This window comes from Nocardiopsis oceanisediminis (genome assembly GCF_048595525.1).
Lineage (GTDB): Bacteria > Actinomycetota > Actinomycetes > Streptosporangiales > Streptosporangiaceae > Nocardiopsis_A > Nocardiopsis_A oceanisediminis.
Genome location: NZ_JAFMZJ010000001.1, coordinates 1,577,962 through 1,591,898 on the forward strand (window position 1 = coordinate 1,577,962; position 13,937 = coordinate 1,591,898).

The following is a 13,937-nucleotide window of genomic DNA, read 5'->3' on the forward strand; positions in this document are numbered from 1 at the left end:
GGCCAAGGGTGGTGAGCCCCGCGCACGCGGGGATGGGCCGCCTAGGAGTCCGCCTGTTCGGGAAAGCAGGAACCTTTCCCGGGGGAATCGGGGACCTGGTGTACCCGAGGGAGGACCTCCGGCATTGAATTCCGCACACGCCGCAGAAGAACCGCTCATCGAGCAGCCGGTGGCCACCCCGGACTCCCTGCGGTCCGCCGTCGCGGCGCTGGAACCCGCGCGGCTGGGGGAGTTCCTCAGCGATCTGACCGCGGCCAAGGCCGACTCCGTGAAAACATCGAGCATGCGGCCGATGCTGGCTTTCTACGCCAAGTGGTCGCAGTTCGCGGCCCTGCACCGCTTCCCGAAGCGGCGTGAGCGCCTGCGCCGATTGGAGCGGACCGTGGCAGAGGAGGCCGACCCGGTGAAGAACCGCGCGGCGATCAGGGAGATCTCGCTGCTCTTGGCCGAAGTGGAGCGGGAGATCAACGGGTGACGGACCGGGGGTGCGCCTTCGAACCCGGGGATCTCGCCGGCGGCCTTCCGCCCGGTGCCCTGGCCGAGGTGGAGCGGGTCGCCGCGGAACCGGCCGAGTCGGACCGGACGCCGAGCATGTGGGCGAGCCCGAGGGGCGCCCGGGCGGGTTGCGCACGCTCCACCTGAGGGACGGACCCGGATTCTTCCTCTTCTTGGTTGGGCGGCCGACCCGGGAGATCGTCGTCGTTCAGGTGACCGCGCTGTGAACACGCTCTCGCGGAGGCGGCCGCAGGGCCGGTGATCCCCGTGGCCGGTACCGGTCGGGCGCAACCGCCGGGCGGGCAGGAGCATCCGAGTGGACATGCCCCCCGAAGAACGGGGCGGCCGCAGGGCCGCCCGATTCCGTGTCGGACAGGTGATCGCCGCCGCTGCGGTCGCCGCCGTCCTGATCGCGGCCGCCGCGCTCGCCGTCGCCGCGTTCGCGCCGGTCGGGGCGGCGAAGGAGCCCGGTCCGGCCGCCGGGCGCGCGGTCGCCTCGCTCCGCTCCGACGTGCTGGTCGAACGGGACGGCGACGTCCGGGTGACCGAGCGGATCACCTACGAGTTCGGCGGCGACGGCTCCCCGGTTGTCCGCCGCCTGCCGCACACCGCGAGCATCGACGGCGCCCCGGAGCGGGACCTGGGGCTGCGCGGCGTCGACGTCTCCGACGACGGCGGCGTGCGGCCGGTCGAGACCGCCGAGGAGGGCGGCCGGACCGAGGTCCGCATCGGCGACCCCGGCGACCCGCTCACCGGGACCCGCTCCTTCACCATCGAGTACGTCTACGAGGACCTGCTGGTGCAGGACTCCCGGGGGCGCCCCCGGCTCTTCTTCGACGCGGTCGGGACCGACTGGTCGCTCCCGGTCCGCCGTGCCACCGTCGACGTCTCCCTCCCCGGAGCGCCCGAGGAGGCGGCCTGCTACGCCGGCCCGCAGGGCTCCAGGAGCCCCTGCGACTCGGCCGAGCAGGGCGGGGACGGCGCGGTCTTCACCCAGCGCAGCATCGCCCCCGGCCAGGCGGTGAGCGTCGACCTCTCCCTCGCCCCGGGCGACCTCGACGCGGAGATCCCCGGCCCCCGCGAGGAGGGCGGCGGCACCGACTCCACGATGGCGGTGCTGCTCGCCTTCGCCTGGGGCGTCGCCGTCCTCACCGTGCTCGGCATCGTCTTCGGCGCCGGGCGCACGGTGGCGGGCGGCGGCGGGCCCTACGGCGGCTCCCATGGAGGGGGCGGCGGTGACGGAGGCGACGGCGGCGCGGGCGACGGAGGCGGGGGAGGGGGCGGCGACTGAGCGCGGCGGCCCCGCGGCCCCGGCCCCGGAGGGCGGGGCCGCCGCCGGGGTCAGGCGCCCGGGGTCTTCTCGCCGTCCTTCACCTGCTCGAAGACGTCCACGTTGCCGCTGTCCCAGGTCACCTCGACCCGGGGCTTGCCGCGGTAGGCGGTGAGGTCGGCGCTCCCGGAGTGGTCGGTGCTGCCCGCCGCCATGTCCGCCAGGTTCGAGCAGCTCACGGTGAAGTCGACCGGGACGGCAGCCGGGTCGCCGTCGAACTCGCCGGCGCAGAGCGGGGCCTGGCCCTCCTCCACGCTCTCCAGCCCGGGGTCGCCCAGCATGCTGACCTTGCCCTCCTCGCTGAACTGGATGGAGACCACCGCGGCGCTGTCGGAGGAGCTCCGCACGCTCCACCAGAAGCCGAGCACGCCCTTCTGCTCCTCTTCCTCCGCCGCGGCGGCCCCTCCGGTCGGGGTGGGGGAGGGAGACTCCTCGGCCGAGGGGGAGGCGGAGGCGCTCCCGGTGTCCTCCGCGGGCTCCGGCCGGGGCGGTTCGCCGCCGCACCCGGCGGCCAGCAGGCCGGCGGAGAGGAGGACCGACGCGGTGATGGTGGGACGCACTCCGGCACCTTCGCTTCCATGCATGGGGGACGAGGCCTCCCATGGTGCCGGTCCGGCGGGGTGTTCTGTTCCGGAAAAGCGCCCTTCGACCGGTTCCGGCCGGGCCGTGGCCGGAACCGGCGGCGCGGCGGCCCGCTCGGCCGCCGCGAAGAAGCGGACCGCCCCGGCGGGAGGAGGGCGCTGAGGCCCTGCCCCCGCCGAGGGCGGCCGGATCAGACGCCGAAGGCCGGCGGGTAGGCGATGGTGCCGGTCGGCACCGGGCGGTCCGGGGCCAGGGCGAGGGCCATCATCGCCTCGTCCGGGACCTCGAACGGCGGCCGGACGCCGAACCCGGAGGCCGGGGTGAACCCGAACCGCGGGTAGTAGTCGGCGTGCCCGAGCACCAGCACCAGGTTCTCGCCCATCGCGCGGGCCGCCTCCAGGGCGGCGCGGACGGCCGCCGAGCCCGCTCCCCTCCCCTGGTACTCGGGGAGCACCGCGCACGGCGCCAGGGCCAGCGCCGGAGCGCCGTCCACCCGGCAGCGGGTGATCAGGGCGTGCCCGACGACGGTTCCGTCCGGCGCCTCGGCGACGAAGGACAGGCCGTCGATCCACGCCTCGGGGTCGGCGCGCAGCGCGTCGACCAGGTCGGCCTCCCCCTCGGTGGGGAAGGCGGCCGCGTTGACGGCGCGGACGGCGCCGGCGTCCCCGTCGGCCTCGGGGCGGGTGGTCCACTCGGTCGTGGCGTTGTCGTCCATGGCGTTGTCGTCTTCCGTTCTCTTCCGTTCCGTGGTTCAGGGTGCGCGGCCGCCGCCGGTCCTGCGGGCGGAGAGCGCCGGGCGCGGAAACGGGCGGCCGCCGGGCGGCGGTGCGGTGATCCCCGTGCCCCCGGACGGGCGGGCGCGAGCGCGCCGGCCCCGGGGGCGGGAACGGTGAACGGAGCAGGACCTCAGCGGTCCGGGAAGGACGCGAGCAGAGGGCTCGGGTCAGACCGGAATCCGGTCCGTGAGGACGGTCCGGGCACCGCGCGCCGCGGCGGCCTCCTGGGAGGCCATCAACTCACCTCCGGGTCGGGTCTGCTTCGGATGCGGTGCGGACACCGCAGCAGGGAAGACGCTAGCACGGCCCCCGGGGCTGCCCGGTGAGAGCAGGGCCGCGCGGAGCAGGGGCCGCTCGTTCAAGGTGCGGAGGCCTCGGGGAGTGGGAATGCGGACTTATCGGAAACACACTGTGCTGGACTTATCGCCGTCGGTAGTTTGCCGGTCATGCCCAAGATCGAGCACGAGTTCATGACCGAGCTGCTCCAGAACGACCCGGGCCTGGTCGCGGAGCTCGCAGAGCTCGGCTTCGGGGTCCGGCTCCCCCCTTTCTCCCAGGCCACCCTGGAGAGCAACCGGGTGGGGCGCATCGACCCGCCCGAGCTGACCGCCGACTCGGTGGTGCTGCTGCGGGACCCGGCGAAGAAGCGGATGGTCCACGGGAAACCGACCGATGCGGTGGCCGGGATCATCGCCGAGGTGCAGCGCGGTGAGGACCCGGGCAAGCGGTTGAGCCGGCCCTGCTATATCGCCAACCTCCGGCACCGGATCGATGCCCCGGTCCTGCTGGTGGTGCTGTGCCCGAGGCCGTCCGCGGCGGCCTGGGCCCGGAGGGCCATCCCCACCGGGCATCCCGGGTTCACCCTGGAACCCCTGGTCCTCGGCCCCGCCGAGGTCCCGGTGGTCGCCGACCCGGACGCCTTCGCCGAGTCGCCCGAACTGGGCGTGCTGTCCGCCCTGGTGCACGCCGACGACGACGTCGACCTGGTCGACGTGATGATGGAGGGCCTCGACAAGATCGACCCCTCCCGCGCTGAAATCTATACTCAATTCGTGATGGCGCTCCTCAGCGGGGCGCCGCGACATCGGCTGGAGGCGATCGTGGCATCTGCGATCTATGACTTCACCACCCCGTTCACCGAGCGCTACGTGGAGAAGGGCCGCGCTGAGGGCATTGCGGCGGTGATTCTCGACGTGCTGGACACGCGGGGGATCCCGGTCGGGGTTGAGGTGCGTGCGCGGGTGTCCTCCTGTACCGATGTCGAGACGCTGCGCACCTGGGCGCGGCGTGCGGCCGTGGTCTCCTCCGCCGACGAGCTCTTCGCATGACGGAGGAGCGGCGGAAGGCGATCGGGGCTCTCATGGTCGAGGAGTTCAGTACCCCGTTCACCGAGAGCTACGTGGAGAAGGGGCGGGCCGAGGGCCGTATTGAAGGCCGTGCTGAAGGCCGCGCCGAGGTCATTGCGGCGATGGTCCTCGACGTGCTGGACGCGCGCGGGATCCCGGTCGGGGTTGAGGTGCGTGCGCGGGTGTCCTCCTGTACCGATGTCGAGACGCTGCGCACCTGGGCGCGGCGTGCGGCCGTGGCCTCCTCCGCCGACGAGCTCTTCGACTGACGCGGCCGCTCAGGCCTGCCCGGGGCGGTGCTCCAGTTCGATGCGGGCGGCCTCGGCGCGGGACAGGGCCTCAGGGGGCGGGGCGATCTCGATCCCGGCGGAGGTCAGCATGGACAGGTCCAGCGTCCAGGCCAGAGCCGAGCGGGCCTCCCACAGCGTGAACGCGTCGTCGATGTGCTCCCGGGCCTGGGCGTCGGTCATCCCGGTGACCTCGCGCAGGTGGTCCAGGGCCTCGGCGGCGCGGCCGCGGATCCCGGCCAGGCCGAAGTGGGTGACGGTGTGGCACGGGGTGCACAGGCAGATCAGCCGCCCGAGCGCCTGCACCCGGGCGGCGCCGTCGTAGGTCCACCGCTCGTGCACCTCCATCCAGGTCCGCTCGGCAGGAACCGCGGCGGCGCCGCAGACCTCGCACCGGCGGCCGGCGCGGCCGACGACCATCCGGCGCAGCCGCTCCCAGTCCCGCTGCGGCACGCACGACCGGACGTTGGTGAACCAGCAGGTGCTCGGGACCAGGTCGACGTAGAGACCGGAGCCCAGCGACCGGTCCTCGCCGGGGAGCGGGTCGGGCACGTCCGGTGCGGCGGCCCACCGGTCCAGCCCCGCCATGCCCGGCCGCGGCGCGTACCACCGCCGCTCCCGCGCGTCCCAGCGCGCGCCGAGCGCCTTCGCCTCGTCCTTCTCCGCGAACGGCACGTCCAACCAGATCCGCTCGGCCGCCATGGTTTCCTCTCCGCTCGGCGCGGCCACCGACCGCGCCCCGACCCTACGGTCCGCCGGGCGCGGTGAAAAACGGGTGCGCCCGGCCCGGCGCTTCGGGCACCCTGGGACCCCGACCCCCGCCGGAAGGATGAAGGCCCGTGGACCCCCGGACGGTCGACCTCGACGCGCTCAACTCGGCCACCAAGTACCCGAGCATCCCCACCTACCACGTGCTCGACCCGAAGAACGGCGGCCTGCTGGAGCAGACCGCCGCCTTCTCCGGCGAGGTGGTGCTGAGCGAGAAGGTGGACGGGACCAACGCGAGGATCATCCTCTTCCCCGGCGGCGACTACATCCTCGGCAGCCGGGAGGAGCTGCTCTACGCGCGCGGCGACCTGATCGGCAACCCGGCGCTGGGCATCGTCGACGCGCTGCGCGGCCCGGCCGGCCGGCTCACCCCGCCCGAGACCGGTCTGCGCGTCCACTACCTGGAGGTCTACGGCGGCAAGGTCACCGGTGCGAGCAAGGAGTACACCGGAAGCCGGGCGGTCGGCCACCGCCTGTTCGACATCGCCGACGTCGGCGCGGACGTGCTGTCCCTGCCGCGCCCCAGGATCTCGGCCTGGCGGGAGGAGGGCGGCCAGGCGTTCCTGCCCGAGGACGAGCTGGCCGCGGCCGCGGAGAAGGAGGGCTGGGAACGGGTCCCGCTCCTGGGCGCCGTCGACGCGGCGGAGCTGCCCGCCGGCGTCGCCGAGATGCAGGAGTTCCTCGCCGAGCGCCTGCCCGGCACCCGTGCGGCCCTGGACGGCGGCGCCGGCGGCCGCCCCGAGGGCGTGGTGCTGCGCACCCCGGACCGCTCCGCGATCGCCAAGGCCCGGTTCCAGGACTACCGCCGCACCCTGAAGCGGCGCGGCTGACCCGGCCCTCCGTTGCCGGGGGAGGGCCGAGGGCCTTCCGGGCCTGCGGCCGCCCTCTTTCCCGGGAGGCGGGGGCTCGGGAGGGCGGAGCCGCGGGTCCGCCGCTCCGCCCTGCCGCGCCGGAAAAGCGGTGGCCGCCCGGCCCGCGGTGCCGCTATCGTCCGGGCCCCGGACGGAGAGCGGGCTTCGGGCCCGGTTGGGAGGCGGCACCCCATGACCGGCATGACCGGCGCGGACACGACGACCCTGTGGCGCCCCACCGGCCCCGCCGAGCTGGAGCTGGTCCGCGGACTGGAGTGGAGGGCCTGGCCGCCGCGCCTGCCGGAGCAGCCGATCTTCTACCCGGTCCTCAACGAGGACTACGCGGTGCGGATCGCGCGCGACTGGAACGTCCGCCACGACGGGGCGGGCTATGTGACCCGGTTCGAGGTGGACACCGCCTTCCTGGCCCGCTACCCGGTCCGCCGGGCCGGCGGCCGGACCATCCTCGAACTGTGGGTCCCCGCCGAGGAGCTGGACGAGTTCAACGCGCACATCGCTGGCGAGATCCGGGTCGTGCACGAGTTCCACGGCCCCGGCGGCACCGGGGAGGAAGAGTGACCGGCCCGCCCGGCGCCGGCCCTGCGGCGAAGGCGCTCCGCCGCGGCCGGATCCGGCCGCCGTACGGAGGCGGAATCCTGCCGCCTCGGTGATCGGGAAGGAAGGGTCGAGGGGCGCGGGGGACGAGGAGGGCGAGGGGCGAAAGGCGGGTTCATGCCCGAGCGGGCGGTCGGCCCCTCGACCGGGGGTCAGCCGAGCCAGACCACGCGGACGATCGAGATGACCTGCATCCGCTCCGGTGCCAGGTACATGAAGAATCCGCGTCCGCCGAAGAGGTCCAGGGTGCGAAGGCCGCCGCCGTGGGCCGGGCCGCGGCCGGCCGCGGCGGCGTCGTGGGCGAGGACGGTGAGCTGCTCGGCCAAGCGCTCCACCTCGGTGACGACTTCGGCGGGGAGCCCGGCGGCGACGTGCTCGGCGTCAGGGTTGTAGTGCCAGGTCCACTCGTCGCTCACGCCGCGACCTCGCGGCGGGCCTCCGCCAGGATCCGCCGGATCTCGGAGGCCAGGCGGGTGAGGGTGTCCGGGTCGGTCGCTGCGTCGGCGGCGGCTTCGAGCTCCTGGAGGCGGGCGGCCCGCCGGGGGAAGCGCTGCACCGCGATGAACTCGCCCCAGTACTGCAGGAAGGCGCGCAAGGGGGTGATGGTGCTCTGCTCCGCGGCCTGCTCGGCGGCCCGGTCGAGGTGCTCGCCGAACTCCGGAAGCCGGGCGGGGGCGATCTGCGCGACGGCGCTGCGCAGGGCGGCCGGAGTGAGTGCGGGCATGGAGATCAGCGGCGCGTCGGGTGGGAGGTGCTGCTCGGTCATCACCGTGCTCCTGGACTGCCGGTCGGGAATGCAGGGCGGCCACGGCGCTCGTGTCCGGTGTCCCCGGTAGCCAGCTTAGGTCCTGGGAGGCCGGTGCACACCGATATCCGGTAGGCGGCCGCCGCTGGATTCCGTACCTCCGGGGCCTCCTGGCGTAAGGGCGGGAACTCTGCGGGGCTCCGGGGCGTCGCAGGTGCGACGGTCGGATGAGCGATGGGCAGTGGGATGCAGAACGGTTTCGGGCAGGTCATGGTCGCGGCGTTCGCGGATGCGCGGATCGAGGCGGAGTACGTGCCGCCGGCGGGGGTGCGGGTGGTGCTGCCGGACGGGCGGTCCAGCGAGATGGATCTGAGTGCGGCGTTCCGGCACGTCGAGGCTGAGGTGCCGGAGGCGGAGCATCCGGACTTCGCCGCCGGGGTGGTGCGCGGGATGATGCGGTCGTTCCGGCGGAGCGGGATCCGGATCGGCACGCACTACCCGCCGCCGGCCGACGACGCGGCCGGGCACGCGCTCCTCGAGGCGTTCCGGCAGGCCGGGCACCGGGCCCTGTTCGAGGAGCCGGAGGTGCTGGCGGTGGAGTACGGCGACGGCCGGAAGGGGGTGTTCAAGGTCGACCGGTACCGGGCCGCCGCCGAGGGCGCGTACGAGCAGGAGGTCCGCGGGCAGGCCGCGGAGTTCGTGGCCGGGACGGTGCGCGGCTTCGCCCAGGGGGAGGCGCAGAGCGACCACGTCGGCGGGGACACCGAGGCGCTCCGGCTCCGGCTCTACCCGGAGGGCATGCTCACCGAGGAGCTGCGCGGCTCCGTGGTGACCCGGTCGCTGGCCGACGGGGTCTGGGAGACCGTCGCGGTCGACCACCCCGACTCGGTGCAGCCGCTGTCCCGCAGCGCGGCGGAGGGGCCGAACGCCCAGCCCTTCGACCGGCTGTTCCAGGCCGCGGTGGAGAACTCCCTGGCCGAGCCGTTCGAGGTCAGCGAGCACGAGATGCACGGCGTCAAGCTGCTGCACATCGGCGGCGAGCACTTCTACATGGCGGCGCACGCGCACGTCCTCGGCCGCTACCTGGGCCGGTACGCGCCGCTGGAGAACGGGGCGCTGGTCGCCTTCCCCGTGCCCCAGGTGGTGCTGGTGAACCCGTTCGGCGCCGGGCACCCGATCGCCGCGATGGAGGCGATGCAGGACCTGGCCGCGAGCTTCGCCGAGGGGGACAAGCCGATCAGCCCGCAGGTCTTCTGGTGGCGCCCCAGCGCCGCGGAGCAGGCCGACCCGGGCCGCGCCCCCGCCCAGGACCACCGCCCCGACCTGCGCCAGGTCCGGGTGGAGGTGGACCACGAGGCCAAGAGCGTCTCGATCTTCGGCGACGAGGACTTCCGCGCCCTGCTCAACCGGCTGATGTCGGAGGAGTAGCGGGCGGGGCCGCCGGCGGAGGGGCGGGGCGGCGGCGGATCGGCGCCTCCCCGCCCCTCCGCCGTGTCCGGGGCGGCGCCGGCGGGGGAGGAGGAAGGAGAAGGGGAGAAAGGGGAGAGGCGGGGGGTTGAGCTCGAGTTAACTCGAACTTCTAAGGTCGCCCTGTCGCGATCGGGCACGACGGCCCGGCGCAACCGAGAGAGGGACGGAGACATGGCGACCGACGGCCCGGAACGGGCGACCTGGCGGGAGTGGGTCGGACTGGCGGTGCTGACCCTGCCGCTGCTGATGACCGCCGCCGACATGAGCGTGCTCTTCCTCGCGCTGCCGAGCATCGCGGCCGACCTGGGCCCCGGGAGCACGCAGCTGCTCTGGATCACCCACGTCTGCGACTTCCTCGCCGTCGGGTTCGCGCTGACCATGGGGCGGCTGGTGGACCGGCTGGGCGCCCGCCGGGTGCTGGTCGCCGGGGCGGCGGTCTACGGGCTCGCCTCGCTCGCCGCGGCCTACGCGCCGGCGCCGGAGGCGCTGATCGGGATGCGCGCGGTGCTGGGGATCGCCTCGGCCACCGTGATGCCGGCGGTGCTGTCCCTGCTGCGCCCGATGTTCCGCGCCCCGGCCCAGTTCTCCCTGGCGGTCGCGGTGGTGATGAGCGCCTTCTCGGTGGGGATGGCGGTCGGGCCGCCGCTGGGCGGGCTGCTCCTGGAGCACTTCTGGTGGGGCGCGGTCTTCCTGATCAACGCGCCCGTCGTGGCGGTGCTGCTGCTCAGCGCCCCGCTGCTGCCGGCCGGGCGCGGGGCCGGGGCGGGCAGGGTCGACATGCCCAGCGTGCTGCTCTCGCTCGGCGCGATCCTCTCCGTGGTCTACGGCTTCCAGGAGATCGCCGACGCCCGGGCCGGCGGCGGCGGGGAGGCGGTGTGGCCGCACGCCGCGGTGGTCGCGGCCGGGCTGGTGCTGGGCGCGCTGTTCGTCCGGCGGCAGCTGCGCCTCGCCGACCCCCTGCTCGACCTGCGGCTCTTCGCGATCCCGGCGTTCTCCGTCTCGCTCGGCGGCATGCTGCTGATGCTGCTCGCCTACGGCGGCGCCGATCTGCTGCTCACCCAGTTCCTGCAGACGGTGCTCGGGCTGCCGCCGGGCCGGGTCGGCCTGCTGATGGTCGCCCCGGCGGCGGCCGCGCTGGCCAGCGGGATGGCCGCACCGCTGCTCACCCGGATGTTCGGGCCGGTCCGCACGATGGCGGGCGGCCTGCTGCTCGCCGGCGCCGCCGCGGCCGGCATGGCGGTCCTGGTCGGCCGGGCCGACCCGGCCGTGCTCATCGCGCTGGTCACCGTCATCGCGCTGGCGGTGGGGCCGCTGTTCCCCGTCTTCACCGAGCTGGTCGTCGGCTCCGCGCCGGAGGAGCGCTCCGGGACGGCGGCCGCGGTGAACGACGTCGGCGGCGGCCTCGGCCAGGCGCTGAGCGTGGCCGCCCTCGGCTCCATCTCGCTGGTGCTCTACCAGGGCGCCCTGCGGGACACCGCCCCGGAGGACGCACCGGAGGCGGCGGTGCGGGCGGCCGGGGAGAGCATCGGCGGCGCGGGCGCGGTCGCGGAGGGCCTGCCCGGTGAGGCGGGCCGGGCGCTGCTGGACTCCGCGAACGCCGCGTTCACCACCGGTGTGCAGGGCGGCTACGCCTTCGGAGCGGTCCTCCTGGTGCTGGCCGCGGCGGTGGTGGGCTGGTTCCTGCGCGGCGGCCGCGCCGACGCCTCCGCGCGGAGGAAGGGCGCGGAGAAGGCCGGCCCGGAGGAGGGCGCCGCGGAGGGCGCCGCGGCCGCGGGCACCCGGTCCGGCTGACCGGGCCGCACCCGCCTTCCCGGGGAGGCGCGCGCCGCCGATGGGCCGGCCGGGAACCTCCCGGCCGGATCCGGCCGGGGCCCGGAAGCACTGCGGCGCCGGGGTGGGGAGCACCTCACCGGGCGGCCGTTGACTTCCACCTGAGAGCAGCTTCTAGCCTCATCGCGGGGAATCGGAACCGGCGGTGAGGACCGAGCGACGGGAGTCCGGAGATGGAGACCGAGAAGGAGGCGGCGCCCGGAGGGGCCCGCCGGGCCGGTGCGCGGGAGTGGGGCGGCCTGGTGCTGCTGGCGCTGCCCGCCCTGGTGATCGCGATGGACTTCTCCGTGCTGCACCTGGCGGTGCCGCACCTCAGCGCCGACCTGGACCCGACGAGCACGCAGATGCTGTGGATCGTCGACGTCTACGGGTTCCTCATCGCCGGGCTGCTGGTCCCGATGGGCACGGTCGGCGACCGGATCGGGCGGCGCAGGCTGCTGCTGGCCGGCGCGGCCGCGTTCGGCGCGGCGTCGGTGCTCGCCGCGATGGCCACCGGCCCGGAGATGCTCATCGCCGCCCGCGCCCTGCTCGGAGTGACCGGGGCGACCCTGCTGCCGTCCACGATGTCGCTGATCACCACGATGTTCACCGACCCCGGGCAGCGGCGGCTGGCCATCGCGGTCTGGTCCGGCGGGTTCATGGCCGGCGGCGTGGTCGGGCCGCTGGTCGGCGGGGTGCTGCTGGAGTACTTCTGGTGGGGGTCGGTGTTCCTGCCGGCGGTTCCGGTGATGGCGGCGCTGATCGCCTTCGGCCCGTTCCTGGTGCCCGAGTACCGGTCCGCATCGGCGGGCCGCGTCGACGCGCCCAGCATCGCGCTGGCCATGGCGGCCATCCTGCCCGCGGTCTACGGGATCAAGGAGACCGCCAAGGACGGGCCGGGCGCGGTCCCGCTGCTCGCGCTCGCCGCCGGCGCACTGATCGGCTGGGTCTTCGTCCGGCGCCAGCGCCGCCTCGCCGAACCCCTGCTCGACCTGCGGCTCTTCGCCGCGCGCGAGTTCAGCGCCTCGCTGGGCGCGCAGACCGCCGGACTGTTCGCGCTGGGCGCCGCCACCTTCTTCACCATGCAGTACCTGCAGATGGTCATCGGGCTGTCCCCGCTGGCCGCCGGGCTGTGGACGGTGCCCGGCATGCTCCTCGGCGTGGTCGGGAACCTGCTGGTGCCGATGCTGGCCCGGCGCGTCCCACCGGGCGCGGTGGTCACCTGGGCGTTCGCCGCGGCCGCCGGGTCGCTGCTGCTCGTCGCCGCCGCCGGAACCTCCGGACCGGCCCTGGCGGTCGCCGGGTTCACCCTGCTCAACCTGGTGATCAACCCGGCCATGGTGCTCACCTACGACCTGATCCTCACCTCCGCGCCCCCGGAGCGGGCGGGCGCCGCCGCGGGGGCCGCCGAGACCGGCAACGAGCTGGGCGTCGCCCTGGGGGTGGCGATCACCGGCAGCATCGGCACCGCCGTCTACCGGCGGATGCTCGCCGGGGACGCGCTGCCGGACGGCCTCCCGGCGGAGGCCGCCGCCTCGGCCCGGGACACCCTGGGCGGCGCGGTGGCCGCGGCCGAGGGGCTCTCCGGAGCGAGCGCGGAGCGGCTGCTGGATGCAGCCCGCGAGGCGTTCGTCCAGGGGATGCAGCTGGCCTCGGTGCTGCTCGCGGTCCTGCTCGCCGCGGTCGCGGCCACCACCGGCGTCCTGCTCCGCCGCCGCCCGGCCGCGGCCGCCGCGCAGGAGGGTCCGGAAGGGGTCCCCTCCGGCCGGGAGGCCGCCCTGGACCGGTGAGGGGAGGGCCGCCGGGGAAGGCGGCCCGGCCCCGGCGGTACCGGAGGGGCGCCGCCTCCGGCCCTGCCGGGGCGGCGGGACGGGGGGCGGGCCCCGCGCCGCCGCCCGGTCCGCCCCGCGGAAAACCGATGGCCCCGGGGCCCGCGCAGCCGCTAGCTTTCCGGGCATGTCTACACGATTGCGCCGGCTGTGGGCTGAGACCAGGGACGCCGTCGAGCGGGGGTACTACACGGTGGACGGCCGCAGGGCCGACCTCACCGCCCACCTCGCCGCGATGCGCGAGGGGACCCGGCTCTACCTGCCCGAGGAGCTGCCCGCCCTGGCCGAGGCCGCGGTGGCGGCCGGGCGGCCCGGCGCGCCCGCCGCGCGGACCGAGGTGACCGGGGAGACCACCCTGGAGGCCGCGCGCCGGATGGCCGCGGACGGCCCGGTGGCGGTGCTCAACTTCGCCTCGGCGCGCAACCCCGGCGGGGGAGTCGCCAACGGGGCGCGCGCCCAGGAGGAGAGCCTGGCCCGGTCCAGCGCGCTCTACGACAGCCTGGTCCGGTGCCCGGAGTTCTACGAGCACCACCGGGCCGAGCGCAGCCTGCTCTACACCGACAGGATCATCTACTCGCCGGACGTCCCGGTCTTCCGCGACGACGGCGGCGGGTGGCTGGACGAGCCCTGCACCGCGGCGTTCCTCACCGCCGCAGCGCCCAACCGCCGGATGATCGAGCGGAACACCCCGGAGCGGAGCGGGCAGGTGCGGCCCGCACTGGTCGGCCGCTCCCGCGGGGTCCTCGCCGTCGCGGCGGACCGCGGCCGTACCCGGCTGGTGCTGGGCGCGTGGGGCTGCGGCGTGTTCGGCAACCGCCCGGCCGAGGTCGCCGAGGCCTTCCGCGAGCACCTCACCGGGGCGTTCGCCGGCGTGTTCGAGGAGGTCGTCTTCGCCGTCCTCGACCGCCCGGACGGTACGACCCGGCGCGCCTTCGCCGACGCCTTCGCCGGGTAGCCGGGCCCTGCTCCCCGCCCTCCTGCGGCTGTCGTAGGGGGCCGGTGGACACAGGGGCGCGGATCCCCGGCGGGACCGC

At 75.2% G+C, this 13,937-nt stretch carries 15 protein-coding genes; 10 read left to right on the forward strand and 5 right to left on the reverse strand.

All coding sequences use genetic code 11. The features are described from left to right. Nucleotides 1-124: 124 nt before the first annotated feature. Both J0910_RS07130 and J0910_RS07135 read left to right on the forward strand, forming a co-directional pair. Nucleotides 125-475, forward strand: coding sequence for a hypothetical protein (locus J0910_RS07130; protein WP_420157724.1), 351 nt, complete (start codon nt 125-127; stop codon nt 473-475). A gap of 342 nt (nt 476-817) precedes the next feature. Further along, on the forward strand, nt 818-1,786 hold the full coding sequence (locus J0910_RS07135; protein WP_420157725.1) for a DUF2207 domain-containing protein: 969 nt from the start codon (nt 818-820) through the stop codon (nt 1,784-1,786). A gap of 50 nt (nt 1,787-1,836) precedes the next feature. On the opposite strand, the gene J0910_RS07140 is transcribed toward J0910_RS07135, so the two are convergent. Then, the gene (locus J0910_RS07140) at nt 1,837-2,385 is read right to left on the reverse strand and encodes a hypothetical protein (RefSeq protein WP_420157726.1); all 549 of its coding nucleotides are present in this window, start codon (nt 2,383-2,385) and stop codon (nt 1,837-1,839) included. A 212-nt stretch (nt 2,386-2,597) separates the two neighbouring features. Then, the gene (locus J0910_RS07145) at nt 2,598-3,122 is read right to left on the reverse strand and encodes a GNAT family N-acetyltransferase (protein WP_420157727.1); all 525 of its coding nucleotides are present in this window, start codon (nt 3,120-3,122) and stop codon (nt 2,598-2,600) included. Between the two features lie 507 nt (nt 3,123-3,629). On the opposite strand from J0910_RS07145, the gene J0910_RS07150 reads away from it, so the two are divergent. Together J0910_RS07150 and J0910_RS07155 are read left to right on the forward strand one after the other, a co-directional pair. Then, complete coding sequence (locus tag J0910_RS07150) at nt 3,630-4,511, forward strand: hypothetical protein (protein ID WP_420157728.1); 882 nt, start codon at nt 3,630-3,632, stop codon at nt 4,509-4,511. A 32-nt stretch (nt 4,512-4,543) separates the two neighbouring features. Continuing rightward, on the forward strand, nt 4,544-4,798 hold the full coding sequence (locus J0910_RS07155) for an RpnC/YadD family protein (RefSeq protein ID WP_420157729.1): 255 nt from the start codon (nt 4,544-4,546) through the stop codon (nt 4,796-4,798). A 9-nt stretch (nt 4,799-4,807) separates the two neighbouring features. Here the strand turns inward: J0910_RS07155 and J0910_RS07160 are convergent, their stop codons facing one another. Continuing rightward, the gene (locus J0910_RS07160) at nt 4,808-5,518 is read right to left on the reverse strand and encodes a DUF5710 domain-containing protein (RefSeq protein ID WP_420157730.1); all 711 of its coding nucleotides are present in this window, start codon (nt 5,516-5,518) and stop codon (nt 4,808-4,810) included. Nucleotides 5,519-5,655: 137 nt separating this feature from the next. Here J0910_RS07160 and J0910_RS07165 point away from each other — a divergent pair, with 137 nt between their 5' ends. Then, nucleotides 5,656-6,414 carry an RNA ligase family protein gene (locus J0910_RS07165; protein WP_420157731.1) on the forward strand — a complete coding sequence of 253 codons (759 nt, stop codon included), beginning with the start codon at nt 5,656-5,658 and terminating at the stop codon, nt 6,412-6,414. 222 nt (nt 6,415-6,636) lie between these two features. After that, nucleotides 6,637-7,014, forward strand: coding sequence for an ADP-ribosylation/crystallin J1 (locus tag J0910_RS07170; protein WP_420161914.1), 378 nt, complete (start codon nt 6,637-6,639; stop codon nt 7,012-7,014). A 188-nt stretch (nt 7,015-7,202) separates the two neighbouring features. Here J0910_RS07170 and J0910_RS07175 read toward each other — a convergent pair whose 3' ends face one another. Together J0910_RS07175 and J0910_RS07180 are read right to left on the reverse strand one after the other, a co-directional pair. After that, on the reverse strand, nt 7,203-7,466 hold the full coding sequence (locus J0910_RS07175) for a hypothetical protein (protein WP_420157732.1): 264 nt from the start codon (nt 7,464-7,466) through the stop codon (nt 7,203-7,205). After that, entirely contained in the window at nt 7,463-7,816 is a 354-nt protein-coding gene (locus J0910_RS07180; RefSeq protein WP_420157733.1) for a hypothetical protein, read from the reverse strand. The genes J0910_RS07175 and J0910_RS07180 overlap by 4 nt, the downstream gene beginning before the upstream one ends. 225 nt (nt 7,817-8,041) lie before the next feature. On the opposite strand from J0910_RS07180, the gene J0910_RS07185 reads away from it, so the two are divergent. The 4 genes from J0910_RS07185 (at nt 8,042) to J0910_RS07200 (ending at nt 13,858) form a co-directional block, all read left to right on the forward strand. Then, entirely contained in the window at nt 8,042-9,223 is a 1,182-nt protein-coding gene (locus J0910_RS07185) for a hypothetical protein (protein ID WP_420157734.1), read from the forward strand. Between the two features lie 213 nt (nt 9,224-9,436). Continuing rightward, nucleotides 9,437-11,056 carry an MFS transporter gene (locus tag J0910_RS07190; protein ID WP_420157735.1) on the forward strand — a complete coding sequence of 540 codons (1,620 nt, stop codon included), beginning with the start codon at nt 9,437-9,439 and terminating at the stop codon, nt 11,054-11,056. A 212-nt stretch (nt 11,057-11,268) separates the two neighbouring features. Continuing rightward, nucleotides 11,269-12,864 carry an MFS transporter gene (locus J0910_RS07195; protein ID WP_420157736.1) on the forward strand — a complete coding sequence of 532 codons (1,596 nt, stop codon included), beginning with the start codon at nt 11,269-11,271 and terminating at the stop codon, nt 12,862-12,864. Between the two features lie 166 nt (nt 12,865-13,030). Continuing rightward, on the forward strand, nt 13,031-13,858 hold the full coding sequence (locus J0910_RS07200; protein WP_420157737.1) for a TIGR02452 family protein: 828 nt from the start codon (nt 13,031-13,033) through the stop codon (nt 13,856-13,858). The last annotated feature ends 79 nt before the right edge of the window (nt 13,859-13,937 follow it).